This window comes from Lentzea xinjiangensis, from assembly GCF_900110955.1.
Taxonomy (GTDB): Bacteria; Actinomycetota; Actinomycetes; order Mycobacteriales; family Pseudonocardiaceae; genus Lentzea; species Lentzea xinjiangensis.
In genome coordinates, this window is record NZ_FOFR01000015.1 from 36444 (window position 1) to 60931 (window position 24488).

The 24488-nt window shown below is 64.3% G+C and carries 25 protein-coding genes and 1 pseudogene; 9 read left to right on the plus strand and 17 right to left on the minus strand.

The features are described from left to right. The first annotated feature begins 6 nt into the window (after positions 1–6). A complete protein-coding gene (locus tag BMW88_RS27655; RefSeq protein ID WP_089955849.1) occupies positions 7–210 on the plus strand; it encodes a cold-shock protein in 204 nt (67 codons plus the stop codon). A 182-nt stretch (positions 211–392) separates the two neighbouring features. Here the strand turns inward: BMW88_RS27655 and BMW88_RS27660 are convergent, their stop codons facing one another. The 4 genes from BMW88_RS27660 to BMW88_RS27675 form a co-directional block, all read right to left on the minus strand. Beyond that, entirely contained in the window at positions 393–1328 is a 936-nt protein-coding gene (locus tag BMW88_RS27660) for a hypothetical protein (RefSeq protein WP_143116263.1), read from the minus strand. 61 nt (positions 1329–1389) lie between these two features. Next, a complete protein-coding gene (locus BMW88_RS27665; RefSeq protein WP_143116264.1) occupies positions 1390–1602 on the minus strand; it encodes a hypothetical protein in 213 nt (70 codons plus the stop codon). Positions 1603–1750: 148 nt separating this feature from the next. Beyond that, positions 1751–2074 carry a nuclear transport factor 2 family protein gene (locus tag BMW88_RS27670; protein WP_089955857.1) on the minus strand — a complete coding sequence of 108 codons (324 nt, stop codon included), beginning with the start codon at positions 2072–2074 and terminating at the stop codon, positions 1751–1753. Positions 2075–2179: 105 nt separating this feature from the next. Further along, the gene (locus BMW88_RS27675) at positions 2180–3010 is read right to left on the minus strand and encodes an SDR family NAD(P)-dependent oxidoreductase (protein WP_089955860.1); all 831 of its coding nucleotides are present in this window, start codon (positions 3008–3010) and stop codon (positions 2180–2182) included. 78 nt (positions 3011–3088) lie between these two features. Between BMW88_RS27675 and BMW88_RS27680 the strand changes: the two genes are divergently transcribed. After that, positions 3089–3742 (plus strand): TetR/AcrR family transcriptional regulator, encoded by a 654-nt coding sequence (locus tag BMW88_RS27680; RefSeq protein WP_089955862.1) that lies wholly within the window; start codon positions 3089–3091, stop codon positions 3740–3742. 39 nt (positions 3743–3781) lie between these two features. On the opposite strand, the gene BMW88_RS27685 is transcribed toward BMW88_RS27680, so the two are convergent. The 5 genes from BMW88_RS27685 to BMW88_RS27700 all read right to left on the minus strand — a co-directional run bounded on the left by BMW88_RS27685 (position 3782) and on the right by BMW88_RS27700 (position 10450). Continuing rightward, positions 3782–3937 (minus strand): ferredoxin, encoded by a 156-nt coding sequence (locus BMW88_RS27685; protein ID WP_143116265.1) that lies wholly within the window; start codon positions 3935–3937, stop codon positions 3782–3784. A gap of 558 nt (positions 3938–4495) precedes the next feature. Continuing rightward, on the minus strand, positions 4496–5869 hold the full coding sequence (locus tag BMW88_RS27690) for a GNAT family N-acetyltransferase (RefSeq protein WP_143116266.1): 1374 nt from the start codon (positions 5867–5869) through the stop codon (positions 4496–4498). Between the two features lie 513 nt (positions 5870–6382). Continuing rightward, positions 6383–6814: a helix-turn-helix domain-containing protein gene (locus tag BMW88_RS27695; protein WP_143116267.1), complete on the minus strand. Its 432-nt coding sequence runs from the start codon at positions 6812–6814 to the stop codon at positions 6383–6385. Between the two features lie 262 nt (positions 6815–7076). After that, positions 7077–8450 carry a restriction endonuclease subunit S domain-containing protein gene (locus BMW88_RS41155; protein WP_143116268.1) on the minus strand — a complete coding sequence of 458 codons (1374 nt, stop codon included), beginning with the start codon at positions 8448–8450 and terminating at the stop codon, positions 7077–7079. Continuing rightward, positions 8447–10450, minus strand: a complete 2004-nt coding sequence (locus BMW88_RS27700; protein ID WP_218148238.1) for a type I restriction-modification system subunit M — start codon at positions 10448–10450, stop codon at positions 8447–8449. The genes BMW88_RS41155 and BMW88_RS27700 overlap by 4 nt, the downstream gene beginning before the upstream one ends. A gap of 1796 nt (positions 10451–12246) precedes the next feature. On the opposite strand from BMW88_RS27700, the gene BMW88_RS27705 reads away from it, so the two are divergent. The 6 genes and pseudogenes from BMW88_RS27705 to BMW88_RS27725 all read left to right on the plus strand — a co-directional run. Further along, entirely contained in the window at positions 12247–12930 is a 684-nt protein-coding gene (locus BMW88_RS27705) for a response regulator transcription factor (protein ID WP_089955871.1), read from the plus strand. After that, entirely contained in the window at positions 12930–14297 is a 1368-nt protein-coding gene (locus BMW88_RS27710; RefSeq protein ID WP_089955874.1) for a sensor histidine kinase, read from the plus strand. The genes BMW88_RS27705 and BMW88_RS27710 overlap by 1 nt, the downstream gene beginning before the upstream one ends. A 291-nt stretch (positions 14298–14588) precedes the next feature. Beyond that, a complete protein-coding gene (locus BMW88_RS27715) occupies positions 14589–15008 on the plus strand; it encodes an SRPBCC family protein (protein ID WP_177221387.1) in 420 nt (139 codons plus the stop codon). 32 nt (positions 15009–15040) lie between these two features. Beyond that, a complete protein-coding gene (locus tag BMW88_RS27720) occupies positions 15041–15523 on the plus strand; it encodes a MarR family winged helix-turn-helix transcriptional regulator (protein ID WP_089955879.1) in 483 nt (160 codons plus the stop codon). A 176-nt stretch (positions 15524–15699) separates the two neighbouring features. Beyond that, a complete protein-coding gene (locus tag BMW88_RS42175; protein WP_177221383.1) occupies positions 15700–15918 on the plus strand; it encodes a sodium:alanine symporter family protein in 219 nt (72 codons plus the stop codon). After that, positions 15870–16202 (plus strand): annotated as a pseudogene (locus BMW88_RS27725) (alanine:cation symporter family protein); the annotation flags it as partial. The gene BMW88_RS42175 and the pseudogene BMW88_RS27725, both read left to right, overlap by 49 nt. 85 nt (positions 16203–16287) lie before the next feature. Here BMW88_RS27725 and BMW88_RS27730 read toward each other — a convergent pair. The 7 genes from BMW88_RS27730 to BMW88_RS27760 all read right to left on the minus strand — a co-directional run bounded on the left by BMW88_RS27730 (position 16288) and on the right by BMW88_RS27760 (position 22972). Next, complete coding sequence (locus BMW88_RS27730) at positions 16288–18090, minus strand: glycoside hydrolase family 15 protein (RefSeq protein ID WP_089955882.1); 1803 nt, start codon at positions 18088–18090, stop codon at positions 16288–16290. After that, positions 18087–19148, minus strand: a complete 1062-nt coding sequence (locus tag BMW88_RS27735) for a glucose 1-dehydrogenase (protein ID WP_089955883.1) — start codon at positions 19146–19148, stop codon at positions 18087–18089. Before BMW88_RS27735 ends, BMW88_RS27730 begins: the two co-directional genes overlap by 4 nt. Before the next feature lie 21 nt (positions 19149–19169). After that, on the minus strand, positions 19170–20624 hold the full coding sequence (locus BMW88_RS27740; RefSeq protein WP_089956165.1) for a peptide MFS transporter: 1455 nt from the start codon (positions 20622–20624) through the stop codon (positions 19170–19172). After that, positions 20621–21205 (minus strand): copper chaperone PCu(A)C, encoded by a 585-nt coding sequence (locus BMW88_RS27745; protein ID WP_089955886.1) that lies wholly within the window; start codon positions 21203–21205, stop codon positions 20621–20623. The genes BMW88_RS27740 and BMW88_RS27745 overlap by 4 nt, the downstream gene beginning before the upstream one ends. A 16-nt stretch (positions 21206–21221) precedes the next feature. Beyond that, the gene (locus BMW88_RS27750; RefSeq protein ID WP_143116270.1) at positions 21222–21506 is read right to left on the minus strand and encodes a hypothetical protein; all 285 of its coding nucleotides are present in this window, start codon (positions 21504–21506) and stop codon (positions 21222–21224) included. An 85-nt stretch (positions 21507–21591) separates the two neighbouring features. Continuing rightward, positions 21592–21861, minus strand: coding sequence for a hypothetical protein (locus tag BMW88_RS27755; RefSeq protein WP_089955890.1), 270 nt, complete (start codon positions 21859–21861; stop codon positions 21592–21594). 556 nt (positions 21862–22417) lie between these two features. Next, on the minus strand, positions 22418–22972 hold the full coding sequence (locus BMW88_RS27760; protein WP_177221388.1) for a DUF4232 domain-containing protein: 555 nt from the start codon (positions 22970–22972) through the stop codon (positions 22418–22420). A 525-nt stretch (positions 22973–23497) separates the two neighbouring features. Between BMW88_RS27760 and BMW88_RS27765 the strand changes: the two genes are divergently transcribed. Next, positions 23498–24154 (plus strand): DUF421 domain-containing protein, encoded by a 657-nt coding sequence (locus BMW88_RS27765; RefSeq protein WP_245778098.1) that lies wholly within the window; start codon positions 23498–23500, stop codon positions 24152–24154. 123 nt (positions 24155–24277) lie between these two features. On the opposite strand, the gene BMW88_RS27770 is transcribed toward BMW88_RS27765, so the two are convergent. Then, positions 24278–24442, minus strand: coding sequence for a DUF1330 domain-containing protein (locus BMW88_RS27770; protein ID WP_089955897.1), 165 nt, complete (start codon positions 24440–24442; stop codon positions 24278–24280). Between the last annotated feature and the right edge of the window lie 46 nt (positions 24443–24488).

Consider the following 24488-nt stretch of genomic DNA (forward strand, 5'->3'; position numbering starts at 1 on the left):
TGCAACATGGCCACCGGAACCGTCAAGTGGTTCAACTCGGAAAAGGGCTTCGGCTTCATCGAACAGGACGGCGGTGGCGCCGACGTCTTCGTGCACTACTCGAACATCGCCGCCCAGGGCTACCGCGAGCTCCAGGAGGGCCAGAAGGTCTCCTTCGAGATCACGCAGGGCCAGAAGGGCCCGCAGGCGGAGAACGTCGTCCCCTCCTAGTACCCACCGCCGCCGGCACACCGGCGGCCCAGGAGGTACGAACCACCAGAGCCCGGCCGGCTGATCTCAACCGGCCGGGCTCTGTCGTCCCCGGAGCCCCTCAGCCCGCTTCTTCCCAGCCCGGTGCCCACGCGCTCAGCGTTGGCCTCCTGCTCGGGACTCAGGCATGCTCCACAAGACCTCTACCGGGAGCCTGGCCCCACGAAGTCCTCGACGTCGAATCGCAGTTCGTCGCCGCAGAACGTCATCCAGACGACGGAGTTGTCCCGCCCCGTGGCGATGAGCCTCATCTTGACGCGCTCCGCGAGGACGCGCCGGGTCCTCGCGGCTTGCGCCAGCCTCGTCGCGCGATGATCAAAGTCCGCACCGGACAGGAACGCGACGAGTTCGACCGGTTCAGGAAGAGCGAGCTGCTCGATCAGCACAGGGCTGGCGATGAAGTCTCCCACGTCGACCTCGACGTCGGCTGACATCCGCACCTTCGGAGGAAGTGCGCACAGCACACCCGGATAACCGTTGACATCGTGGTCGGTGCCGCCGAGTTCGAGAACGAGCTTCTCTTTGAGAAGTCTTCGATCCCTCGGCGGCCCCACGGGAACAAGCAGAACGTTGTTCGGCATCAGGATGTCACGAAGCGCGCTGACACGGTTTCCGCCCAGGAGGCTCTCTCCCCTCGGAAGTGCGTCCAACGGCGGAGAGGGAATCGACAGCCTGGTCGCCGCAAACTCGATGGCCGCCAACGCGGATTCAACCAGGGTGCCGACTACCTTCGCAATCGAGGTGGCGCGGACGACTTCAGCGGGCAGCTTGATGTCAACAGAAACAATCCGCCTTTTCCTGCCACCGTAGACGTACTCCAGGCCGGCCCCTTCCTCAGCTTCCACGCAAGTGAGGAAGAACGTGTCGCAGATCGACGTGGCATCGGCCCAATTCGGCCAGTCGATCAGGTCTTCCACCATGCCGTTGACAAGCAGGATGGCGTCCGCCCGGCAAGGACGGAACCAGTGGTCGTGCAGTCCTGCCCAGTGCGGCGACCGGGGAGAGTCGAGGTCGTCCCCCCAGATGATCATGACTCGTGGCGCCCGCTTCTTCTTCAGGCTTGCTCGCTCCTCAGGCACCGTGCTCCACAACCTCCGAGCGCCCGGCTACGCCAGCTCCACCGCCGCCGACACCGGGCTCCTACGGATTCTTGGCTCGACGCAAATCGACGCGCCAGAACAGGTAGTCGCCGATGAACACGACGACCGAGGGGACCAAAATCATCAACGCGTTCGTCCAACTCGGCCAGCCGACCACGGCAGCTCCGAGCACGCAGAGGATGGCGAAGGCAAGGAGGAAAAGCCTGCTCCGCCCAATCCTGTCGTTCTTCACCCACCAGACAGGAGATTCCATGTGATCCTTCCTCGCGACTGCCGGGAATTCTACTCACGTGGCTACCGCATCAACAATACATCGTCCGGACTGTGCAGCGGACCATTGCGTTGGATTGCTCCCCACTCACGGCCGGGGCAGCCCTCAGACCGCCCCGGCCGGCACCGAATCAAACGGGGTCGATCGTGAGATCGGTGACTTGGTCGTCCTCGATACCGAACACGAACGCGAAGGACAGCGGCCCGCCGGGAAAGTCCCCGTCCCCGGAGGCCACCAGCCGATCACCCTCGAACGAGATAGGCGTGATCACGATCTTGGGGTCGATCAGGTGCGCCTGGATCCACTCGCGGATCTCGGCCTCGCCGACGTAGGTCGTCCCGTCATCGCGCACGGTGGCCTCGTCGCCGAAGACCGCGGCCAGCGCGTTCACGTCGTGCGCGTTGGTGGCCGCGACGAAGTCGTCGACAGCCTTGGGAAGGGTGACGTTGTCCATTTCCGCTCTCCGGTCTCTCGGTTTCCAGGACGCAGGGCGCGTCCTGGCACGTCCTTGCAGCACCAACGGGACGGCCCATCCAGGGCCGAGCTTCTGGTAGCCGGTTCAGAAGTCCGCACTGCGCGAGAGCTTCTCGTTCGCGCGCAGCTCCGCGAGTGCGTTCTCGTGCATCGCGACAACGACGTCGTAGCCGGAGTTGCCGAGCACGATCCGGTGCGGCGGAACGGGTGCGTTCATCGCGCTGAGCACGGCCTGCACTCCGCGTTCGGGGTCGCCCGCCTGCTTGCCGTTCTGGTCCACGAACGCCGCCTTGACGTTCTCGACCAGCGGCACGTACGCGTCGACGGTCTCGTTGACGGGCTCGTCCTGGAAGCCGGCGTAGGCCTTGGTGCGGAACGCTCCCGGCTCCACGACGAGCACGCGCACACCGAACGGCTGCACTTCCTGGCGCAGCGTCTCCGAGAGTCCTTCGAGCGCGAACTTCGCCGCCGAGTAGTAGCCGAACCCCTCCGCGCCGACGAGGCCTGCCACCGACGACATGTTCACGATCCAGCCGTCGCCGCGTGCCCGCATCCCCGGCAGGACCGCGCGGACCACTTCGACCACGGCGAACAGGTTGAGGTCGAACGTGCGGCGGATCGTCTCGTCAGGGGTCCCCTCGACCGAGCCGAACCAGCCACGGCCCGCGTTGTTGACGAGCACGTCGATCCCGCCGAACCGCTCCTCCGCGGTCTTGACCGCCGCGCGCACCTGCTCGGCGTCGGTGACGTCGAGCTGGAGAACCAGCACGCGGTCGCCGTGCGGTTCAGCCCATTCCCGCAGTTCAGAGGGCCGACGGGCGGTCACCACCACCTGATCGCCCTGTGCCAGCGCAGCCTCGGCGTAGACCAGGCCGAACCCTCCGGGCGTTCCACCAGTGATGAACCAGGTCCTCATGGACTTCTCCTCTCGCTATAGCGCTCCACATGGCGCTATAGCCATCAATGTATCGCTACATGGACTACTGTAGCAAACATGCAGAACGCACGGGATCGGCTCCTGCTCGCCGCGGCGGAGTTGCTGGAGACCGGCGGCACGGTGTCCACGAGGGCGGTGTGCGAACGCGCCGGGGTGCAGGCGCCGACGCTGTACCACCACTTCGGCAGCAAGCAGGGCCTGATCGACGCCGTGGCGAACCACGGCTTCACCCAGTACACGGCGGTCGAGAGCTCCGGCGACCCCCTCGGCGACCTGCGCGAGGGCTGGGACCGGCACGTGCGGTTCGGGCTGGAGCACCCGTCGTTCTACGGCCTGCTCTACGGCCGCGCCGAACCGGGCAAGCCCTGCGCCGTCACCGCCCCCGCGCACGCCGCGCTGCGCGACCGGTTCACCGAGGCGGCCGCTCGAGGCCTGTTGAAGGTGCCCGCGGACGACGCCGCCGAGCAGGTGCTCGCGGCGAACGTCGGCATCACGCTGACGCTGATCTCCCAGCCGGACCCGGACTTCGGCCTGTCCGAACGGGTTCGCGAGGCCGCGCTCGCAGCCGTCCTGCACACGGCCCCGGCGGGCACGCCGAAGCGCGCGAGCACCGCACTCACCCTGCGCGCGCTGATCGCCGACGATCCGGGCGACCTCACGCCGGGCGAACGCGCGCTGCTCGCCGAACTGCTGGACCGCCTGGCCCGGTGATGCGCGGAGTGTTCTCCGATGGGCCGCTGCGCTACTTGATCACGCCGGGGCCGAAAGGAACCCATCGATCAACGTGATCGTCCACGCTGAACGGATGATCGTGCCGTCGTCCTCGCTCTGGTCGAACAGCGCGGGCTCGGTAAGCACGCACTGCCCGGCGCCAACGCACTTGCCGGTGTCCGCGAAGATCCTCAAGGCCCTGTTCTCATGAGGGGCGAAGCCGACGGTGTCATCACCCTCGTACTGGATGGGCTGCGCCGCCCGCCATGACAAGGTGCGACACGAGGTCGCAACGTTCGCGCCGGCGAGGTGCTTGGGTCTGATCCCTGGTGATGGTCCAGTCCGGCTTCGTTTTCGGCCGCTGGAAGCATTCCTCGGTGCGCCAACGAGTACCGGCGATCCAGGTTCATCGGCGCGCAGCTGCGGGCGAGCACCCTGCCGTGCCTGCCTGCCGTGCGACAGGAACACCACCCGGCTGTCCACAGTGGACGCATAACGAAAATCGCCTGCCTAACCTGTTCTCACAGGCCAGCGGGCGATTCGTGCACTGTATCAAATTGTGGAGCTGAGGGGACTCGAACCCCTGACCCTCACACTGCCAGTTTGGTCCACAGAGGACTCCTACCAGCTCAAACACTAGAACCGCAACAAGTCCAACGCAACTAGCCGCCGTTCAGCGCCGTTGAGTGCCGTTCGACGACGTTCAACTGCCTGCCCTGCTCCAGCTCCGCTCCAGCACGATCAGTGTGAGACTCAGCCCAGCAGTCGGCGCAGTTCGGCGATCTCCCCGCTGACCCCTACCGTCGAGCGGCTGGTCGTGAAGCCGATCTGCCCGTTTACCCTGATCATGTGTTGGTTGTCAGCGTTCACGTTGGTGTAGATCTTCCCGATCGAGGGCCGTTCGGCGAGCAGTGCCCGCAACATGTGCGCCTTGACCCACCGTCCGAGCCCCTTGCCGCGATACGCGGGTATCACGGCGGTGTCCTGCTGAACGGCCCACTCGGGATAGGCGGTGTAGAGGTCCATCTGCGTCAGTGCAACAACCTCACCTGTCGCCTCGGACACCGCGACCACCACCCGTTGCACGACGTTCCGCTCACGATGGCGAGCCTCGGCCTCGCGTACGCGCTCGGCCGTCCACTCCGCAAGCCTGTACTCGGAGTCGCCGGCAGGCGCATCGCGCATCACGTGCAGCGCGCGAGCGTACGAAGCCACCAGCTCATCAGGCGCGGCTCCCACCCACTCCGCCACCCTGAAACCGTCAGGAGCAGGCACCTCCCAGAGCGCCGGGGCGACATCGCGAATATCCAGCGTTTGCGCGATCGTCGACTTGGAGATGCGCATCCCCACCCCGACCGCCCACTGCGCCCCCGGTCCGCCCTTGGACAGTTCCCAGCCCTCCACGAGCTTCCTGCCACGCGCTTCAAGTTCCGGCAGCAACGCCATGAGCACCGCGGTCCCCACACCCTCACGCCGTCGCCGCGGTGCCACGGTGATCTCCGTAAGCGCTAGGTGCTCGTTCTCCTTCGGCGGGAAGTAGACGACGGCCTTGGCCACCAGCTCGCCATCACAACGCGCGATCCAGTACCCCCGAGGCCCCAAACTCGGGGCAAGCTGCCGCAGACTGGCCACCCAGTCGTCATAATCGAGCACCACCGGATCCGGGCGATCCAGACGCAGAGCGGCCACCGACAGCTCGTAGAGCGCTCTCAGGTCCGCCGGTGCGGCTTGATCAGCCTCGAACGGCTGGAGTTCGAACTTCCTGCTCATCTCTGATCCCCACACTCTCCCCGACACGACATGGAGGCACGCCACACGATCGCCAGCACGCCGATCATCACCAAACCAAAGACGGCCAAGCTCATCAGGAACACGATCCCGACGCGAAAGCCCGAACCGAGCACGAACGCCCACCACCGCGCACGCGCACCCTCTGGCGGCGAGTCGCCACTGCCATGCCCGCCCCGCAGTCACCGCGGCTGTCTCCGTGCCCTGGTGGTCGGACAGCAACCACTTCGGGCCCGAGATGGAGTTGCGCTGCGCCACGGTGCGGCCGTTGTGGCTGTAGTAGCGGGTCCACGACGGCGTCGTCGTGCCGGCCTCCAGGCGGATCTCCTGACCGAACACGTACAACGTGGTCGCCGAGGGCTCGACGATCTATGACCCTCACACCATTGGCGGGAGGGGTCGCATCGATCGTCCCAGCTAGGCGGCCAACCACCGAGTGGATTCGGGCAAATCCCGCTCCAGAACTGCTCCACAGGGTCACCGCAACACGATCAGCAGACGATCACCCAAGATCCACCCAGAACAGCAAAAATCCGCCTGACCAGCGAAAATCGCTCGATCAGACGGGTTCTACTTCAAGTGGAGCTGAGGGGACTCGAACCCCTGACCCTCACACTGCCAGTGGTCCGGCCTTTTCCCTCACCAGCGCAAACAGAGAATCAGCACGTCAGCCGGTGCCGTTCACCGCCGTTCGAGGCCGTCGCACGTCATTGGGCTCCGCCAGTTGCTCCAAATTTGCTCCACACACCCCAGTGTGAAACGGCGACAGGCACCGGCTCAACCGTCGAACACTCACCCCTCACGCGGTGCGAAACTCGAGCCGGACCCGCAACGCCACAGCCAGCCTCTCGGTCAACCGCAGACCCGGCCATGACACGCCGCCGTCCTCATCTCGCCTAGATCCTGGAGTCCGTGGATCATCCGAGCGTAGACGGTAGTTGCGTGTGCAAGGACTGCTGCCACTTCACACTTCGACCGGTCGGACGCAGGTTCAAGACATCCTGGTGTGCACTCTGATCTCGCATCTCGCCGCCGCACCTCGGCCCTCGCCCGTGGCTCGATCGCCGGATTGTCCTCGTCCAACCACGCGCGCACCGCAGCAGGCTGCTGTTCGTAGGTCCGGCGTGCCGGGCGTTGCGGAGCGAACGCGTGGCGGCGCAGCCACAAACCGACGCCCTGCTCGGTCATGTCCACACCGACGACAAGCCTGATCAGCTGACCACCGCCGGGCGGGTCCACAACGTGGCCGCCGATCAACAACTCCTCGGGCGTGTAGTCAGCCATCGCGCCGAACAGCGTGCCCCGATCCTCCGCGCTAATCAATTCGGCAAGGCCGGACGCCCCGTCGGTAGGTTCGCCACCAGGTGCCCACAGAGCGCTCGGAGACCCCGAACACCTCCGCTGCCCTTCCCCGCCACCACCCGCAACCGCAGAACCTTACGCTCCGCGGCGATAACCGATGCGAACCCTCGCCCCCCGATCACGATGATCAACTTATAGGAAGACGATAAACTGCAACTTAATGGAAATTCTTTCGCAATTCAACTCATCCACCGAGTCGTTGGATCTCCTTTTCGAGTTCACTGGTGGCATTTTGGATGAGAATTGTACTCTGCGCCAAATCGTCCCACGCTTGCTCCACTCGCGCAGCCAATGAATCATTGAACACAGGAACAATCACAGATTCCACATCCCAAGGATTCATATGATCCACAACACTGCCGAAAGAAAGCGCCTTGATCTGAGACTGCACTTGCGGGGTAGCTACAGCGAGCCAAAGCGCTCCGGGGCGAACATCACTATTTGGAACAAGGCGCATCACATCGTTACTGGCGAGCCATCTTTCCCGGTCCGCAGTTACAAGAGCTGGCCATGCCTGGCGCCCCTCCGAACGGCCGACAGCGCCAAAAACGGTGTAGCCAGAGCGAATTTCGTAATCGTCGGTATTCTTAAATGATCTATCTGACACGTATCGAAGATTGATTGGCTCCGGCTGCAAAAGCTGACGACCACTAACTATCGGACGCCCATAAACCTCCTCTACGTAGTACCGCTTATACCTGACTGGCAGTGCTGCCGTCGCAAGTGTGCCAAGACTTACACCTCCCGCTTTCAGAAGTTGCTGTTTCCCGTTACGGACCATCGGATGATAGTAACCAGCGTCAAGGCGATCCTCACATACTTGCGCTTGCATTGACCAGTGGGTCCACGTTGTACACTCAGAGATTGGATAGAGATTTTCAACCTCCTTGAGGGCCGCTTTTAGGGCAGTCCTACCCTGCTGCCTCAATAGGACAGAATCGCCGACAATGCTTCCTATCGCATCACTTACTTCAACCGGAAAGACAGGAACAGGAACTGCCTCAACATCCGATACAGTTAGATGATCGATGACAGAACCGCTCCGTCCGCGACGGATCAGAGCTTGACCCAATGAAGTCTTCAGGAAAGCAAGCAGCACTAGACGGTCACGCTCTTCTTCAACATGAATCCGTATCATGTCATCGGAGAGCGCAAACTGTGCGAGCACATCATCGGCGAGCGTGCAGGGGCCAAGGTTTCTACCTGAGCGCGTTTGCAGGATACTGCCAGTTTTGATACGGAAGGAGTCTATTTTTTTATTTCTAGGTACCGACACATGATCGGCTGCGGTCGGAATGTAGTCGAATACGTCATACGGACGCAAATAAGGCAACGAATCTTCGAGAGATTCCGCTCTGGCCAATGCGGTGCGGGCGGGCATCGAGACCGAGCCCATCGCACCGATGGTCGTCATCTTAACACCACGCTTACTTAGATGTTCAATTTGCTCCGAAGCTCCGACCGACGCATTCGAATAAAAATTGGCGTCGAGACGGTCGTAGATTTGGATTGATTTGGATTGAACAGTGGTGGCATTAAGTTTCATCGGTGTCTTCACAGACGCCCCTCAAGCCAATTCAAGTACTCCTGGGCGACGTCGGGAAGTTCATCGTCGACAAGGCGTTCCGCCGTTTTTACTTGGCGTAGGACTTCATTGCCTGTCTTCGGATCAATTTCCGCTACCGTATCGATGCGTTCAACAACGACGTCATCCCCGGTTTCCGTACGACGATAGAGAACATTACCTCGTTTATCATGGCCGATCGATCGGGTAACGGCCATAAAAATCGGATAGTCAAGCGCTCCATCGCTAGCGCGCTGACGCTCATCGTCCGAAAGACGTCGAAGCAGCACCATGCTAGTTTGCGTATCATTCTTTGGCTGAAAAAGCTCGCGCGCCATATCCACAACCGTAAGAATTTGGGTATTAATCATCATCCAATGGCGAACATACCCAAGCGCCGGGTTGTTCAAGATGCCATTCGGAATGACCATCGCCATACGGCCAGTCCCGGGCTTGAGCAACTGCACGCATCGTTCGATGAAGAGAATTTCCGGAGGCTGAGACTTCTGCAATACCGGTTCGCCGTTCGGACCTAGACGAATCTTCCATACACCGTCAGTGCGGTCCCACATCGCTGCGAGGTCGTACTGGCGCAAAATCTCTTCGTCCTCGATCAAGATGTTAGCTCCGAACGGTGGATTGGTCACCACCACGTCAAAGCTGCCTAGCTGGATCGATGCTGCGGCCTGCGGATCCCAAGAGTATGGATTCGCCAGAGTGTTTGCCTGGAAGAGCCCTCCCGAACCGTCATTATTCATAACCATGTTCATTTTAGCTGCACGCACGAGACTAGGGTTCAAATCTGCACCATGGACACAGCGTGAAAGATAGTCATTACGACGTGCCCATAGTTGTTGCCGCTCTGAATCCGTGCCGTCTGTTGGGTCTGCCCACTCAGCACGTTCATCAGCCTCGATGTAATCCAAAGCAGCATTCATAGCAGTAATCAGAAAGCCGCCAGTGCCACACGCTGGATCAATCAAACGTTCGTCCGGTTGAGGCTTGAGCATCGCTACTGCCATGCGGCATGCATTTCGAGGGGTAAAGAACTCACCCCGATCGCCGCGCAAATTACTTCCGACGATTTCTTCGTATGCCACCCCCTTTACATCTACAGGAGACGCGAGAAGCGAGAAGCCTTGCAATTGAGTTGCGACATACGCAACTACCGTAGGCTTAAGATCGATATCCCTATCAGCGCCGGAAAAAATCGTTGGATACTTTTTGACAACTTTTTCGGTAAAAACTCGCTGGATCCTCTTTTTGGCAGCTACTGCAGACGTCGCGGAAGTGCGCTCCGTTGCCGTGGCATAAAAGTCTAGAACCTTCGAGCGCTCATCTTCAATCTTACAGAAAATGAGTTTGAGCAACTCCCAGAAGGCCTCGGCTTTTTGTTTTCCTTCGGTGCCTGCGATATAGTTGTGGCATCGACGGAATGCAAAAAGGAGATTATCCGCTGTCGCCGGTTTGAGATCCTTCCTTTTAGGCCTTTGTGCGTCGGCCTCACTTTGTCCTGCGGCAGGAATCTCGACGATTTCTTCGATGCGAAAGCCGTGTTCCGCGATCCGCTTCGCGTAAAAAATCTGCTCGTCGCCATTAGTCCACATGCCGTACTGAGCGTTTAAACAAGCAGCCATGTACGACTTGAGTTGTTCTACACCTTCGGTTTTATTTCCCGGGTTCGTTCCCCGCTTTTTTGTCTCTACGAGGATCCATGCGTTTTCCTGCCTATGCTCGGACTGCGGGCGGAAAACTACAATATCAATCCTTCGACGTGACGAACCGACTTTGATTGCAAATTCCGGTTCGCAGTCACTTGCAGCGTACCGGTAGCCTCGCACAAGAGCTTTCTCGACATTCTGTCGGACATACTCTTCAGGCGTGTCTTTAAACAGTTTCCCGGTAAGGAAGTCGCTGACTTTGCCGTCCGGAACGGAAGTCGTACCGATCGTAACCGGCGCCGCGAACATCGGTAGAGTGTTCAGTGTCTTCATCCTCGGTGGGGTCTGCTCGGCACATGGTCCATGCGATAATCTAGCCACCTGAGGAGGTCGGGTTGTATCCGGCCCGCGGTGGACGGTGCACGAGTCTTATACCACACCTCTTCTTGAGGCGATCGCGTTGGGAGACGCCGTACCACTGCTAGAGGGCGATGCGCACGCCCACGTCCCGCGTGGCCGACGTCATGACGTCGGCCAGGACCTGGACACAGGGCTCTCACATGGAGCTGGAGGGCTTACAAGATCGACTGCCCGTCGGGACGGTCGCCGCGGCAGCCACCGCCGGACTGCTCAATCCCGACGCCGCTTGCCCAGCCCCGGCTGACGAGAGCTCGCTTCCGCTGCTACCCCAGTCGATACTACTTGTCGGTGGACGCTGTCCGGGCTACCCGACGTCTGGCCTCACGGTGAGATCGCTATCGGAGACGGGGCACCCGATGCGTTGTCTGATGGAGGCGGTACTACTCAACTGGCAGCTCCGCGCGGTCCCGGACGACTCGCCCGGTGCCACGCAGCCGCCCGAGAGACGCACAAGAACAGGCCAAGCCGCGCCGTGCGCAGCGACCACTGCCGCTCCCGCGATCAGTACGAGCAATTGCCCCCGAGGAAGTACGGGCCGGCGATCCCAACCGGAGGCGAGGGCAACGACAGCACTCGGCGCAGAATGGGCGTGCCAGGACAAGCCAACTGCAGGTTCGGGCACCAGACGCCCGCTGACGGCCTCACCGGACCACTCCGGCCATTGACCGCCAGCGCCGAACTTTGGCGACGGCCACGGCGACCAGAGAGTTCCTTTGCGGATCCACCCAGCCGGGTTAGTAAGAGCTGGAGCACACAGCTGACAACATTTCGTGCGGAGTGACCGCCTGCTCCAGATTTGCTCCAGCTCGGCCGCCGCAGTCCACAGTGGACGCAAGAGCAAGATCGCCCGCCACCTGCATTACCGCAGGTCAGCGGGCGAATCCGGTCCTACATTAAGTTGTGGAGCTGAGGGGACTCGAACCCCTGACCCTCACACTGCCAGAATGGCCCACAAAGGACTCCCACCAGCGGAAACGCAAGTGCCCCAGGAAATGCGGTGCCGTTGCGTGCCGTTCGGCGCCGTTTCGTGCCGTTCGGTGACGTTCAGCTCCTTGCCGTGCTCCAGTTTTGCTCCACCACGTTCAGTGTGAGACTCGCCCAAGGCAGCACGAAACGCCTGCAACCCAAGGGTTACAAAGCTCCGACACCAACGCGGGCAGTTCACCCCACCAGGCTACTCCCGCTGCCACCAAGGCGCGCTAACAAATCAGGGATACGGACAAATCAGGCCAGCAAGATTATTGCATTGCGCAAAGGTTATCTATTCGTTACCGGCGCAGACCGTGCAGTAGTGAGGCCCCAGCGGCCTGTCGGAGCCCGTCCACCCTGCCTGGTCGGCCTGAAGCCACAACAGGTCCCACACGAACATGCCGGTGGCACTGGTACGGCGCGACCGCCCGCACCCGTCGCACACCAGAATTGTTCCTGTCATGCCTTCATCGGCGGTGGGCATGCCTGTCACGACTGGTATGGCCTCTCATCATCCCGAGGCAGACGCCGGCCGTCTCTCGTCGACTGATGTCTGACCTTCCCCGGAAGCGCGCGAGCACGCGCCCACTACGGGTGTTCACCCGCGGCGACAAGCATGCCTGACGCGTGCATTGTGCAACCTTACGAACTCCTTTCGAAGGCATACATCTCAGCCGCAATGCGGTCACCATGACAACGTGGTAGAAGCAGCACCAGAAACCTACGAAGAAAAGCGGGACATGGACTTCTCCGTGCTGCTCGTGGACGACGACGAGCGCATCCGCCAGGCACTTGGCCTGGCCCTCGCGGACGAGGGCTTCGCCGTGGACGAGGCCGTCTCGGGCGAAGACGCGTTGAGCCGGCTCGACAACGGCTCTTTCGACGTCGTCCTGCTCGACCTCATGCTGCCCGGGGTGGACGGTCTGCAGGTCTGCAGAAGACTGCGTGCCCAGGGCGACCTGCCGATCATCATCGTGACGGCGCGCACCGACACGCCCGACGTCATCGCCGGGCTGGAAGCGGGCGCGGACGACTACGTGACCAAACCTCTGGTGGCGAGCGAGCTGGCCGCACGCATCCGAGCACTGTTGCGGCGCCGTGGCGGCACGCGGGAGAACCTCTCCTACCGCGTCGAGGACCTCGAGATCTGGCCTGACGAAGGCGTCGTCAAACGCGGCGGCGAGGAGATCCGGTTGACCCGCACCGAGTTCCGCCTGCTCGCCGAACTGGCCGGCGCCGGCGGGCGCATCGTCACCAGGGAGCAACTGTTGCAGCGGGTGTGGGGGTACGACTACTACGGCGACACCCGGCTGCTCGACGTGCACATCCGCAGACTGCGCACGAAGGTCGAGCACAACGCCGAAGATCCGGTGTTCGTGCTGACGGTGCGCGGTTCCGGTTACAAGATCGGCCCGCCGAGGTGATGGTGCCCCGCCTCTCCCTGCGATGGCGGGTGGCGGCCGCGCTCGGTCTCGGTTCAGTGCTCGTCACCAGCCTGCTGGCCATCGCGACGTGGAACCTGGCGTCGGACTACATGCTCCGGCAGCGCGTGCAGGCCACGACCCGTCAGGCGGAGGTCAACCTGCGCCTAGTCGAGGAGGCCGTCCGCACCAACTCGGACGGCCTGACCGAACTGCTGACCGGTCTCACCACCAACCCGGATTCGACGATCATGCTCTTCCACGGCGACGAGGTCCTGACGAGCGGACGGCAGGTCGATCCCGCCGTCGTTCCCGCCGAGCTGATCGTGATGGCACGCGACGGCACACCGGCAAGGCAACGCCTCCGGGCCGACGGCATCCCCGTCATCGCGGTGGCCCAGTCGCTGGCCGACGGGCAGGGCGTCTACGTCGAACTCTTCCAGCTCGTCCAGCTCGACCGCACCTTCCGCTTCCTCAGCGGCCTGCTGATCGCCGGAACGGTGCTCAGCGGCATGATCGGCGTAGGGCTCGGTTCATGGGCCAGCAGGCGCGCGTTGAGGCCGTTGACCGAGCTGACCGACGCCGCATCACGCATCGCCGGCGGCGATCTAAAGGCGCGGCTGCCGAGCCGGCGCGATCCCGATCTCGGGCCGCTGGCCAGCACGTTCAACACGACCGCCGACGCGTTGGAGCAACGCGTGCTGCGTGATGCCAGGTTCGCGGGCGACGTCAGCCACGAACTCCGCTCGCCCCTCACGACGATGGTCAACGCCGCCGCGGTGCTCCGGCGGCGGCAGGCGGAGCTGCCCGGCACGGCGGGCAAGGCACTCGGGCTGCTCACGTCCGAGGTCGACAGGTTCGCCCGCATGGTGGTCGACCTGATGGAGATCAGCCGAGCTGACCAGGACGGCGACAAGGAGGACTTCGAGCCGCTCGACGTCGGTGGCCTCGTGCACGGTGCCGCGGGTCTGCGGCTGGGCCAGGACGTCGAGGTCGTCGTCGAGCCCCCTCCCCCACTGGTGCTCGGCGACCGGCGCAGGCTCGACCGCGTCATCGGCAACCTCATCGAAAACGCCGAGCAGCACGCCGGAGGCGCTGTCCGGCTCGCCGTGCTCCACCAGGACGGCATCGTCCGGCTCGAGGTCGACGATGCTGGACCCGGTGTGCCTCGCGACATGAGGACCCAGGTGTTCGAACGCTTCACCCGTGGCACCAGAGCGGGCAGCCGGGGCGCCGACACCGGCAGTGGGCTCGGCCGCCTGGCGCTCGTCGCCGAACACGTCCGCCGCCATCACGGCAGGGTGTGGGTCGAGGACCGCCCCGGCGGTGGAGCGCGATTCGTCGTAGAGCTTCCGAAGGCCCTCTCATGAGAGTCGTCCTGGCCGCCGCCGCGTGCCTTTTGACCACCGCGTGCGGGGTGTCCACACAGGATGAACCGGAGCCGCTGGGCACCACGACCACGCGCAGCGAGGCACCCACGCCGGTAGTGACACAGCGGCGTCATTCGACACCCGTGACCACTTCACCAACCTCCAGCACGCCTGCTGCCTCGACGGCGCTCACGCCGTCACCCGGCGCAACGGGCAATCGTTAGGCACTCGTCAGGCGCAGAGGCCGACGAACCAGACACGATGGACGGAATCCGCCGGAAGGACCCCGTCTTGAGCCGAAGCCGTTCCATGCCCGCCGACGCGGACGCCGTTTTCGACGTCCTGTCCGACCTCGACAACATGACCGCCTGGTTGCCCGACTCCATCGAGGTCGAGCTGTCCGGCCCCAACCTCATCCGCCTGTGGTTGCCGGGCCTGCACGCCGATGTGGACGTCGAACGCCAGGTCACCATCGACTGGGAACGGTTGCGCATCACCTGGGGCAGCGAAACCACGACCAGTTGCAACGGCACCCTTCAGGTTCTGCGGCTGACCGCGGGCCGCAGCGCGGTCTGCGTGCGCCTGACCGGTCCGCCCGGAGCGTCGCGGAGCACGGTCGACACCTGGGTCGAGGCAGCGCTCGACGCCCTTGAAACCGTCGTAGCCGCCGAATGCCGCACAAAGCAGGCAGTACACCAACCGGCTCTGTGATCACAGCGCCGAAGTTGGGGTACAACAGTCGCATGACCCGGTCCAAGGTCGGCGCGAACGACGTCGACGCGCTCACCGACGCCGTGCTCACAGCTTCGCGCTTGCTGGTCGCCGTGTCCGCGCGCTCGCTCGCGGCGTTCGAGGAGACGCTTACCCTGCCGCAGTTCCGGATGCTCGTGGTCCTGGACAGCCGGGGAGCGATGAAGCTCAGCTCGTTGGCAGAGCTGCTGGACGTCAACCCGTCCACCGTGACACGCATGGTCGACCGCCTCGTGACGACCGGGATGGTCGCCCGCCAGCCCAACCCGGCAACACGCCGTGAGGTCGTGACCGAACTGACCGACGAAGGCCGCCGGGTCGTACGCGGCGTGACACGACGGCGCCGTGCGGCGATCGGGAAGATCGTCGCAAAGATGCCCGAGGACGAACGGCGAGGACTCGTCGATGCGCTGACCGCATTCACCGAAGCAGGCGGCGAGCCCGCGGTGACCACCGCTGATCTCGGCTGGATCTGACCAGTCAGCCCAGCCACCTCCACCGCGTCGACCGCGACCACCAGCGACACCAGCGCGACGGCGGCCCGGACCACCACCTGGTTGAACGGGACTCTCGGCGCCGTCGAAAACTGGATCAACAGCGCCTTCGATCCGGTGTCCCAGGCACTGTCGCTTTCGTCTTCGCCGAGATTTCCGTGTTCGGCCTTGAGTTTCCGTGGATCGTCGCCTGGTTGGTCACCGCCGCGACCATCTTCAGCGTCTACTTCGAATTCATCCAGTTCGGCGGGTTCGGGATGGCGCTGGGCCTCGTGCGCGGGAAGTACAGCAAGAAGGACGATCCCGGCGAGATCAAGCACTTCGAAGCCCTTACGTGCTCACCGTCGCGGTCGCTCTGTTCGCCCTGTCCACGCTGATCACCTGGGCGTACTACGGACAGGAGGCGTGGACCTACCTGTTCGGCAAGTCACGAGGCAGCGAACGCCTCTACCAGTTGATCTTCTGCCTGTTCATCGTCGCCGGGTCGGTGCTGCCCCTGGGCAGCGTGCTCAGCTTCGCCGACGCCGTGCTGTTCCTCCTCGCCCTGTTCAACATCATCGGCGTGTACCTGCTGGCGCCGGTGGTGAAACAGGAGTTGAGGAGTTCCCGGGACAAGATCGATCCCGGCGAGGTCCGGAAGAACGAGAACGCCAACTCCTGATCACGTCGGATGTCCGCGGACCCAGTAGTCCGCGAACATCCCTTCCTGGCCCTGCACACCAGGTTGTCTGGTCAGCTCACCGGATTCATCGCCTCTCGGCGCCGTCCGGTGCCGAGGTCGTCGTCGGCGTTCCGGACAGGCTGCGAGCGGTGTTGACGAGGCCGACGAGGCTGAACGCCTGTGGTGTGTTGCCGAGGTGCCGCCCGGTGGTCACGTCGTACTCCTCGCTGAGCAGCCCGACGTCGTTGCGCAGATCGAGCAGTCGCCGGAACAGCGCTTCGGCTTCGTCCACGCGTCCGATGCCGCACAGCGCATCAGCGAGCCAGAAGCTGCACGCCAGAAATACACCCTCCGAGCCGGGCAACCCGTCGACCCGGCCTTCGACCTCCGTGCGGTACCGCAGGATGAGCCCGTCCTCGGAAAGCTGCCGTTGAACCGCCTCGACGGTGCCGCGGACACGCGGATCGTGCCAGGGCAGGAATCCGACGCGGGGCAGGAGCAGCAAGGCCGCGTCGACCGCTCGTGAGCCGTAGTACTGGGTGAACGTGCCTTGTTCAACGTCGTAGCCGTGTTCACACACGTCGCGGTGGATGGTGTCCCGTACAGCGCGCCAGCGGTCGACTGGTCCGTCGAGGCCGTGGTGTTCGACGGTGTGCACGGCGCGGTCCAGGCCGACCCACGCCAATACTTTGGAGTGCACGAAGTGCCTTCGCGGTCCCCGGACCTCCCACAGGCCGTTGTCCGGCTCGGCCCAGTGCCCTTCGAGGTAGTCGAGCAGCGCCCGTTGGACGTCCCAGGCTGTGTCCATGACCGCGATTCCCGACTGCCGGGCGAGGTGCAGGCCTTCCAGGACCTCGCCCCAGACGTCGAGCTGGAGTTGATCCGCCGCGGCGTTGCCGATGCGCACGGGTGCCGACCCTGCATAGCCGGACAACCACGGCAATTCCTGTTCCGGCAACCTACGTGCGCCGTCGACGCTGTACATGATCTGAAGTTTCGCCGGGTCTCCCGCGACCGCCCGGACGAGCCATTCCCGCCACGCACGCGCCTCTTCCACGAAGCCGGTGCCGAGCAGCGCCTGCAGGGTGAAGGTTGCGTCGCGCAGCCAGCAGTAGCGGTAGTCCCAGTTGCGCGTGCCGCCCAGTTCCTCCGGAAGGGACGCGGTGGCCGCGGCGACGATTCCGCCCGTCGGGGCGTAGGTCAGCGCCTTCAGCAAGATCAGTGAGCGGCGCACTTCGCGATCCCACCTGCCCTCGTACCGGCAGCCGCTGATCCAGGTGCGCCAGTAGCGTTCGGTGTCTCGCAGGGCCTGCTCCGCGTCCACGGCCTGCGGTGTCGGGCAGTGAGAAGGTGCGTAGGTGAGCACGAACGGAATTCGCTGACCTGCGCGCACGGTGAACGCGGCACCTGAGCCGGTCTCGTCGAGGGAGACCGGGGTGTGCAGCCACACCGCGTCCGGACCGGCGATCGCGACGAGCTGGCCGTCGTGACGGCGCACCCAGGGCGCGACGTTGCCGTAGTCGAACCGCAGCCGCAGGTCCATGCGCATCGGCACGGAGCCGGAGATCCCCTCCACGATGCGCACCACGTCCGCGGCCTCGCCGCGCGGCGGCATGAAGTCGATCACCCGTGCGGTCCCGTCCGGTGTCTCCCACTCGGTCTCGAGAATCAGTGTTTCGTCCTGGTAGCGGCGGCGGGTGCACGGCGCGCCGTTCGCCGGCGCCAGCAGCCACCGGCCCGCGTCCGCGTCGTCGAGCAAGGCGGCGAAACAGGCGGGTGAGTCGAACCGCGGCAGGCACAGCCAGTCGATGCTGCCCCGCCGGTCGACCAGGGCCGCTGTCTGGAGGTCACCCAGGAGCGCGTAGTCCTCGATCGGCACGGCGGTCACGAGCCGGCTCCGTTCAGCTCGATGACGACCTTGACGTCCTCAGGGCCGGACTCGAACGCATCGGCGTAGCGGGTCAGCGGCACTCTGCGGGTGATCAGGGAGTCGAGCCAGGTCTCGTCGGCGGACGCCAGTGCGTCGGCGGCCTGCCGGTAGTGCCTGAGATTGGCGTTGACCGACCCGATCACGGCGTCGTTCTCGAGAACGAGCTCGCGGTTGATCGCCGCCGCGTCGAGCCGTATCGGGCGTCCGACGGACGAAACCCCGGTCAGGCACACGATCCCGTAGGCGGCGGTGTTGGCGAGCACGTCGAAGACGACCGTGCCGGCGCCGGTCGCCTCGACCACCACGTCCGGATGGACATGGGCTGCCACTGTCGCGGCGTCCTCGTGGTGGTAGGTCGCTCCCAGCTTGCGCACCAGATCGAGCTTCGGGCCCTCGGTCACGCGATCGAGCACGTGCACGTCGAGGCCCTGCTGGATGCCGAGCAGAGCGGCGAGCAGCCCGATCGGACCCGCTCCGGTGATCAGCGCACGTCGTGGTTCGAACCAGGCGCGCTCGCCGACACGACGGATCTGCTCCCAGGCCTTGGCCACGACGGAGGTGGGCTCCATCAGAACGCCGACCCGTTCCAGCGCAGGATCGATCTTCACGGCGTAGCCGGCTTCCACGCACCACAGTTCGCTCGCATACCCGTCGAGCTCCTTGATGCCGCGTTCGGTGTACTTGCCGTTGCGGCACATGTCGAACTCGTCGTGGGCACATGCACCACAGGGGACCGGGTCGGGACGGCGGACGACACCCACCACCAGATCCCCCGCGGAGAATCCGGCGCCGGGCCCGGCCGTGCGGACCCTGCCCAGCGACTCGTGCCCGATGACGAGGCGCTCGCGCTGCGGTGGTGACCAGCCGTACTCTCCGCGGACGATCTCCTTGTCCGTCCCGCACACGCCCAGGGCAAGTCCTTGCACCAGCAGCTCGTCACCGGTTGGTTCCGGATCTGGCACGTCGGTCAGTTCCAGGGTGTTCTGCTGGTTCGGTATGACCGTGATAGCGCGCATCAGCGGGGTTTGCCTTTCAGATCAGTGCACACCGGACATCAGTCGCCGGATGAACGGGCTGGCCACCGTGATCAGCACACCGAACGCCACCGCCGTGCCACCGATGATCGCGAAGTAGGTGGCCTCGTTGTCGACGCTGTAGAACGATGCGAGCGATCCCGCGGTGGCTGTGCCGAGCGCGATGGACAAGAAGTTCAGCGCCACCATCTGCGTGTGGAAGGCTTTGGGCGCCAGTTTCGTGGACAGCGACAACCCGACCGGCGACAACAACAGCTCCGCGATGCTGAACACCAGCAGGATGCCCACCAGCGCCAGCAACGGCGTCGTGTTGCCTCGTCCGCCCGCCATCGGCAGGAACATCAGGAACGCCAGGCCCATCAGCGTGGTGCCGAGAGCGAACTTGATCGGCGTGGACGGCTGCCGCGTACCCAGCTTGGTCCAGAGTGCGGCGAACACGCCCGCCAGCAGGATGATGAAGACGGGATTGATCGAGTTGGCCCACGCCACCGGCATCTGCCATCCGAACAGCGACCGGTCGAGCCGTTGGTCGACGTAGATCGCCACAACGGTGAACTGCTGCTGGAACAACGAGAAGAACACGAAGCTCGCCAAGAACATGGGCACGAAACTCCAGACCCTCCTGCGTTCCGTCGCGGTGATCCTCTCGCTGGAGAGGATCACCGCGAAGTAGGCGACAGCGGCGATCACGATGACGATGATCGTGACATTCGCCAGGTTGGCCAAGGTGATGACCTCGGTGAGCACCAGCACGACGACGGCGGTGATCGCCGCGACGGCCACGACGGCGGCCAACAGCCGTTTCGACGCGGGCAACGGGTTGGGTGCCGCACTCTCCTCGGGTGCGAAGTTCTTCCGCCCCACCGTGTACTGGATCAGCCCTGCGGCCATGCCGATCGCCGCCAGCCCGAACCCGTAGTGGAATCCGAGCTCCTTCTGCGCCAGGCCCGTCAGCAGAGGCCCGGCCAGCGCACCGAGGTTCACACCGAGGTAGAACAACGAGAAGCCGGCATCCCGGCGGGGATCGTCCCTGTCGTACAGCGAACCCACCAGCGAGGTGGCGTTCGCCTTGAGCCCGCCACTGCCGAGCGCGACCGCACACAACCCGACACCGACACCCGCGAAGCCCGGCAGCAGCGCGAGAGCTACATGACCGAACATGATCAGAACCGCGCTGTAGAACAGCACGCGTTCCGATCCGAGCAGTCGGTCGGCGGCCCAGGCACCGGCGATGGTCGACAGGTAGACCAGCCCGCCGTAGGCGCCGACGATGCTCGTCGCGGTGGCCTCCGACAGCCCGAGACCGCCCTCGGAGGCGGCGTAGTACAGGTAGATCGTGAGAATGCCTTGCATCCCGTAGAACGAGAACCGCTCCCACATCTCCACGCCGAAGAGGTTCGCCAACCCTCGCGGGTGACCGAAGAACGTCCTGCCCCTCGTGTCTCGGGAAACGCTCATCGCCGCGTCTCCGTCGAGGGGGCCGCCGGTCGGCTGACCGGCGGTGCACTGTCCGAAGCCGGGCATTGTCGTGGGTGCCTTGAGCCGACTGCTTCGGAGGCGACCTCCACCGGGACGTCGAGTGTGGTGCTGCCGGCTCGTTCGAACTCGAAGGTGACCGCGACATCAGTGCCCGCGCGCACCTCGCGGGTCAGGTCGATCATCTCCAGGTGGTAGGCCAGCAGTGCTCCGCTCAGCCGGGCAACCCCGCCGTCGGCCAGCAGTGGAAGACGCTCCACCGGCTCTGTGCTGCCGTCGCACTGGGTGTCCCAGTGCATCACGATGTCCTTGGCCGCATCGCTTCGGACGTCGATGAGCGCATCCGCTTTCCCGGCACGGTTGAACACCGCGAACTGCACGATCGGGTTGTCGCCCTGCTCGTAACCGTCCCCACCTGCTGGCGTGACGTGGATGTCGCGCAGCAGCACATCACCCACTTCGCCGTTGGCGCCGATCGTTCCGCTCTGCAGCACGCGCTGAGGTTCGCCGCACGAGGCGAGCACGAACATCAGCGTGACAACCGTGCCGATCAACAGCTTCATGCGATTGGCCTCCGTCTCAGCGCGTGCGGGCGGCGGTGGTGGCTTCGAGTTCGTGCCGTTGCCCTGTACGAACGACGGTCATCGTCACCTGCTGGCCTGGTTCAGTTGGGCGCAAGGCTCCGAGCAGGTCTTCGACCGTGCTCACCTGCGTCTCGTGGAACTGCACGAGCGGTGCCGACTTCGGACGGTCGTCCACACCGGTGCCGGGCGTGCAACCCGCCACCAGTGCGACGACGAGCGCAACAGCCGCGATCACCGCTATCACAGCCACTGCCGTCCGACGGGCCTGCTCGTTGTTCATCGTGCACCTCCGCCCGTTGGAGCGATCACGACCTTGTGTACGACTACCCGCCACCACGCCAGAGCACTTCGGAACGGCACAACGATCAGATAACCCGTCCCTGCCACTCGCCGCCTGAGCCGTCCACATCGGACGGTCGGTCACGGCTCCTCCGCTGACGCTTGCGGCGGTACCAGGCGACGAGCAGCGCGAGCACAAGCCCGGCGATCGTCAAGGCGACCAATGCGATGTACGCGTCGTTCGGGCCTCGGTTGATCGCCACGAAGAGCAGTCCCACCAGGAAGGCGAGCACCACCAACGCCGCGATGACCTTCGCCTTGACCAGGCTTCGGCCTGGGGGCAACTCGTCCGGCATCCTCGTTCGCCCTTCAGTTGAGAAACTCGACCGTCTCACGGCCGTTCGCCCTGCTGGATCTGGCGGTACCCGCGGTAGCGCCCAGCCCGGGGATCGACACACCGAAGTCGAAGGCCATTGCACCGGATAAGGCGTCCACCACTCCGTCACACAGACCTCGGTGAACTGGCAGGTACGTCGTTCAGCAGCAACGCCATTCCCGGGCAAGCCACGCTCGCGACGTTCGTGAACATGGCCAGACCACGCTGAACGAGTACCGCGACGGTCGGCTGTGACACCCCTGGAGGACGAGGGTTCACTCGATTGTGACCTGGGTGCCGAATCGAGCTCACCGAGTTCGGATTCCGTGCTGCGAGCCAAGGCTCAGGTGGCCCCTGCCGCAACCGGTGGCCGCCGGTTGCGGCAGCGACGAAGACAAAAGCTCAGGTCACGAGCAAGAGCAACATGGATCATGATGAAGCTCGTTCGCCGACTGATGCCGACCGGCCGCTGCCTCGCAGGCCTTGGCACCGGTGAACTGGAATCGCCGGTCGCCCCGGCTCACATGAAGCCGACCTCAGATCCGCGTGTTGTCGGCTCCCGGCCGGACCGGACCGACCTCGAGGAACGGACCATCGAGTGGCGGTGCGCACGCTGTGGCGGTGTGGCCGACGAACTCGGGTTCTGTGCCGTTCGGCGGGTAGACGCGCAAGCCGCCAGCCTGCACCTCTTCACAATCCGGTGTCTTCTGTGGCGCACTGGACAGGAACAGGGCCGCGGATGCCGTCGCGCCAGGCTCCAGGGTCACCACCGGCCCGTCGACGTGGCGCTGCGCCGGCAACCCGATCTGCTCGCCGCCCTGACCGGTTACGTAAGAGACACCGGGTGCACCGTGCAAAGTGCACGGCTGGCCGGTGGTGTTGGTGAAACGCAGCGGTACGTGGATGCCTTGCATGTCGTTGTTGCCAGGACCAAGGTGCACACGCAGCTCAGTGGTCAGGCACCGATTCGCGTTCTCGCCATCACGCAGGGCGTCGGCCTCCACCTCGCCGGAAGTGGTGGGTGTGCCGACCGGATCGCCTGCTGTGGCGCCGTCGCACGCGCTCGACACCGCGACTGCCAGGGACAACACGGCGGCCGACAATCCCTTTCGAGTAGATTTGCGAAACATTGGGGTCGCTCCCATCTTCGCTATCGGGTTCCCCTTCGGGCGTACCCGTTCGCCCGGTCAGCTCACGGCCCGTCAGCTCCTCGCAAGGTCGGACCACCCGATCGAGTTCGATACGGGTCAACCTCCGTCCGTGCGTTCCGTCCAGCAGGCAGGCGGCATCGTGGGCAGAAGTCTCTGGTAGGTCGGCGTGCACCCTCCGTCATCGCGTCGAGCCAAGCGAAAGCGGGCAACGTCCCGCGGTAGAAACCGCCAGTCGGACACAGCCCCAGGCCACTGGCTCTACCCGGTCGGGACGAAGCGCCGGACTGTTGTTGCCGGCGCCGTGTTGGCCCGTCCGCAGGTGCTGGCGCGCGCCTTGCCTGCTGTCCGATATTGGTGCGCTCGGCAAATCCGCGCCGACGAGCCACTCATGTTGCCGGGCATCACCCGTTCAGGTCGCGGCCCATCTGCGGACTTCACAGAAGTGGGTCACCGTTCCTTGCCGCAGTGCCTTCGTCGATTCGATCCACAGGGTTCCTGCAGGAGCACGGACCGAATCTTGCGATCTCCTGGCGAAGGTGGCGGCACGCCCCGCATCGTTCGCTTCGCTGCGCTTCGCCCGAGCGCGGCGGGGTAGACCTGAACATGTTCTTCGATTCATGGACCGGGCTGCTGCGCGTGGTGGTCGTGGGCGCGTGCGCCTACGCGGCGCTGGTGCTTCTGCTGCGACTCGCGGGCAAGCGAACCTTGGCCAAGATGAACGCTTTCGACTTGGTGGTGACGGTGGCTCTGGGCTCCACCCTGGCCACCGTCCTGCTCACTTCCAGCGTAGCGCTGGCGGAAGGTGTCCTGGCTTTGGCGCTGCTGATCTGCGCGCAGTTCGCCGTTGCCTGGACCTCGGTGCGCGTGCCACTGGTCCGCCGGGCGGTGAAGGCAACTCCGACCCTGCTGGTGTGGCGGGGCCGTCTACGCGCCGAGGTGCTGCGCGACCAACGCGTCAGCCACGCCGAGGTGCTCCAAGCCGTGCGGGCGCAAGGACAGGGCGGGCTCGACCAGGTGGTGGCTGTCGTCCTGGAGACCGATGGCAGCTTCAGCGTCATTCCCGTCAGCTCGGCGGGAAACCTCGATGCCCTCGAGAACGTGCCCGACGTGCCGCAGTCATGATCTGTCGCACCTGGACTGTCCCGACGACATGTCCGCACCGTTGTGTGGAACTCGTTCCGCGACCGGAGGGTTCGAGGCAGTGACCGTCATCGGCGGAAGTGAAGCTGCTGAAGTCCGGTCGGATCAGGACCAGGGCGTGATGGCCTGGAGCACCGCCTCGGTCAACGCCTCCGTGCGCAACCGCGTCACCTCCTGGTAGTCGGGATCGGCCACCATGCGACTGAACGCGGCCCGGTCCGGATAGCGCACGACGATCACCGCGTCCCAGCTCTGCCCTTCCTCGGCCAGCGGACGTACTCCGGCGAACGCCGCGTCGGCAGGTGAGGCGAGACTC

Coding starts and splice junctions, on each gene's coding strand:
- BMW88_RS27655 (WP_089955849.1), top strand. CDS start 7: ATGGCCACCGGAACCGTCAAGTGGTTCAACTCGGAAAAGGGCTTCGGC.
- BMW88_RS27665 (WP_143116264.1), bottom strand. CDS start 1,602: ATGGAATCTCCTGTCTGGTGGGTGAAGAACGACAGGATTGGGCGGAGC.
- BMW88_RS27670 (WP_089955857.1), bottom strand. CDS start 2,074: ATGGACAACGTCACCCTTCCCAAGGCTGTCGACGACTTCGTCGCGGCC.
- BMW88_RS27675 (WP_089955860.1), bottom strand. CDS start 3,010: ATGAGGACCTGGTTCATCACTGGTGGAACGCCCGGAGGGTTCGGCCTG.
- BMW88_RS27680 (WP_089955862.1), top strand. CDS start 3,089: ATGCAGAACGCACGGGATCGGCTCCTGCTCGCCGCGGCGGAGTTGCTG.
- BMW88_RS27695 (WP_143116267.1), bottom strand. CDS start 6,814: ATGGCTGACTACACGCCCGAGGAGTTGTTGATCGGCGGCCACGTTGTG.
- BMW88_RS27700 (WP_218148238.1), bottom strand. CDS start 10,450: ATGAAGACACTGAACACTCTACCGATGTTCGCGGCGCCGGTTACGATC.
- BMW88_RS27705 (WP_089955871.1), top strand. CDS start 12,247: ATGGACTTCTCCGTGCTGCTCGTGGACGACGACGAGCGCATCCGCCAG.
- BMW88_RS27710 (WP_089955874.1), top strand. CDS start 12,930: ATGGTGCCCCGCCTCTCCCTGCGATGGCGGGTGGCGGCCGCGCTCGGT.
- BMW88_RS27720 (WP_089955879.1), top strand. CDS start 15,041: ATGACCCGGTCCAAGGTCGGCGCGAACGACGTCGACGCGCTCACCGAC.
- BMW88_RS27735 (WP_089955883.1), bottom strand. CDS start 19,148: ATGCGCGCTATCACGGTCATACCGAACCAGCAGAACACCCTGGAACTG.
- BMW88_RS27740 (WP_089956165.1), bottom strand. CDS start 20,624: ATGAGCGTTTCCCGAGACACGAGGGGCAGGACGTTCTTCGGTCACCCG.
- BMW88_RS27745 (WP_089955886.1), bottom strand. CDS start 21,205: ATGAAGCTGTTGATCGGCACGGTTGTCACGCTGATGTTCGTGCTCGCC.
- BMW88_RS27750 (WP_143116270.1), bottom strand. CDS start 21,506: ATGAACAACGAGCAGGCCCGTCGGACGGCAGTGGCTGTGATAGCGGTG.
- BMW88_RS27755 (WP_089955890.1), bottom strand. CDS start 21,861: ATGCCGGACGAGTTGCCCCCAGGCCGAAGCCTGGTCAAGGCGAAGGTC.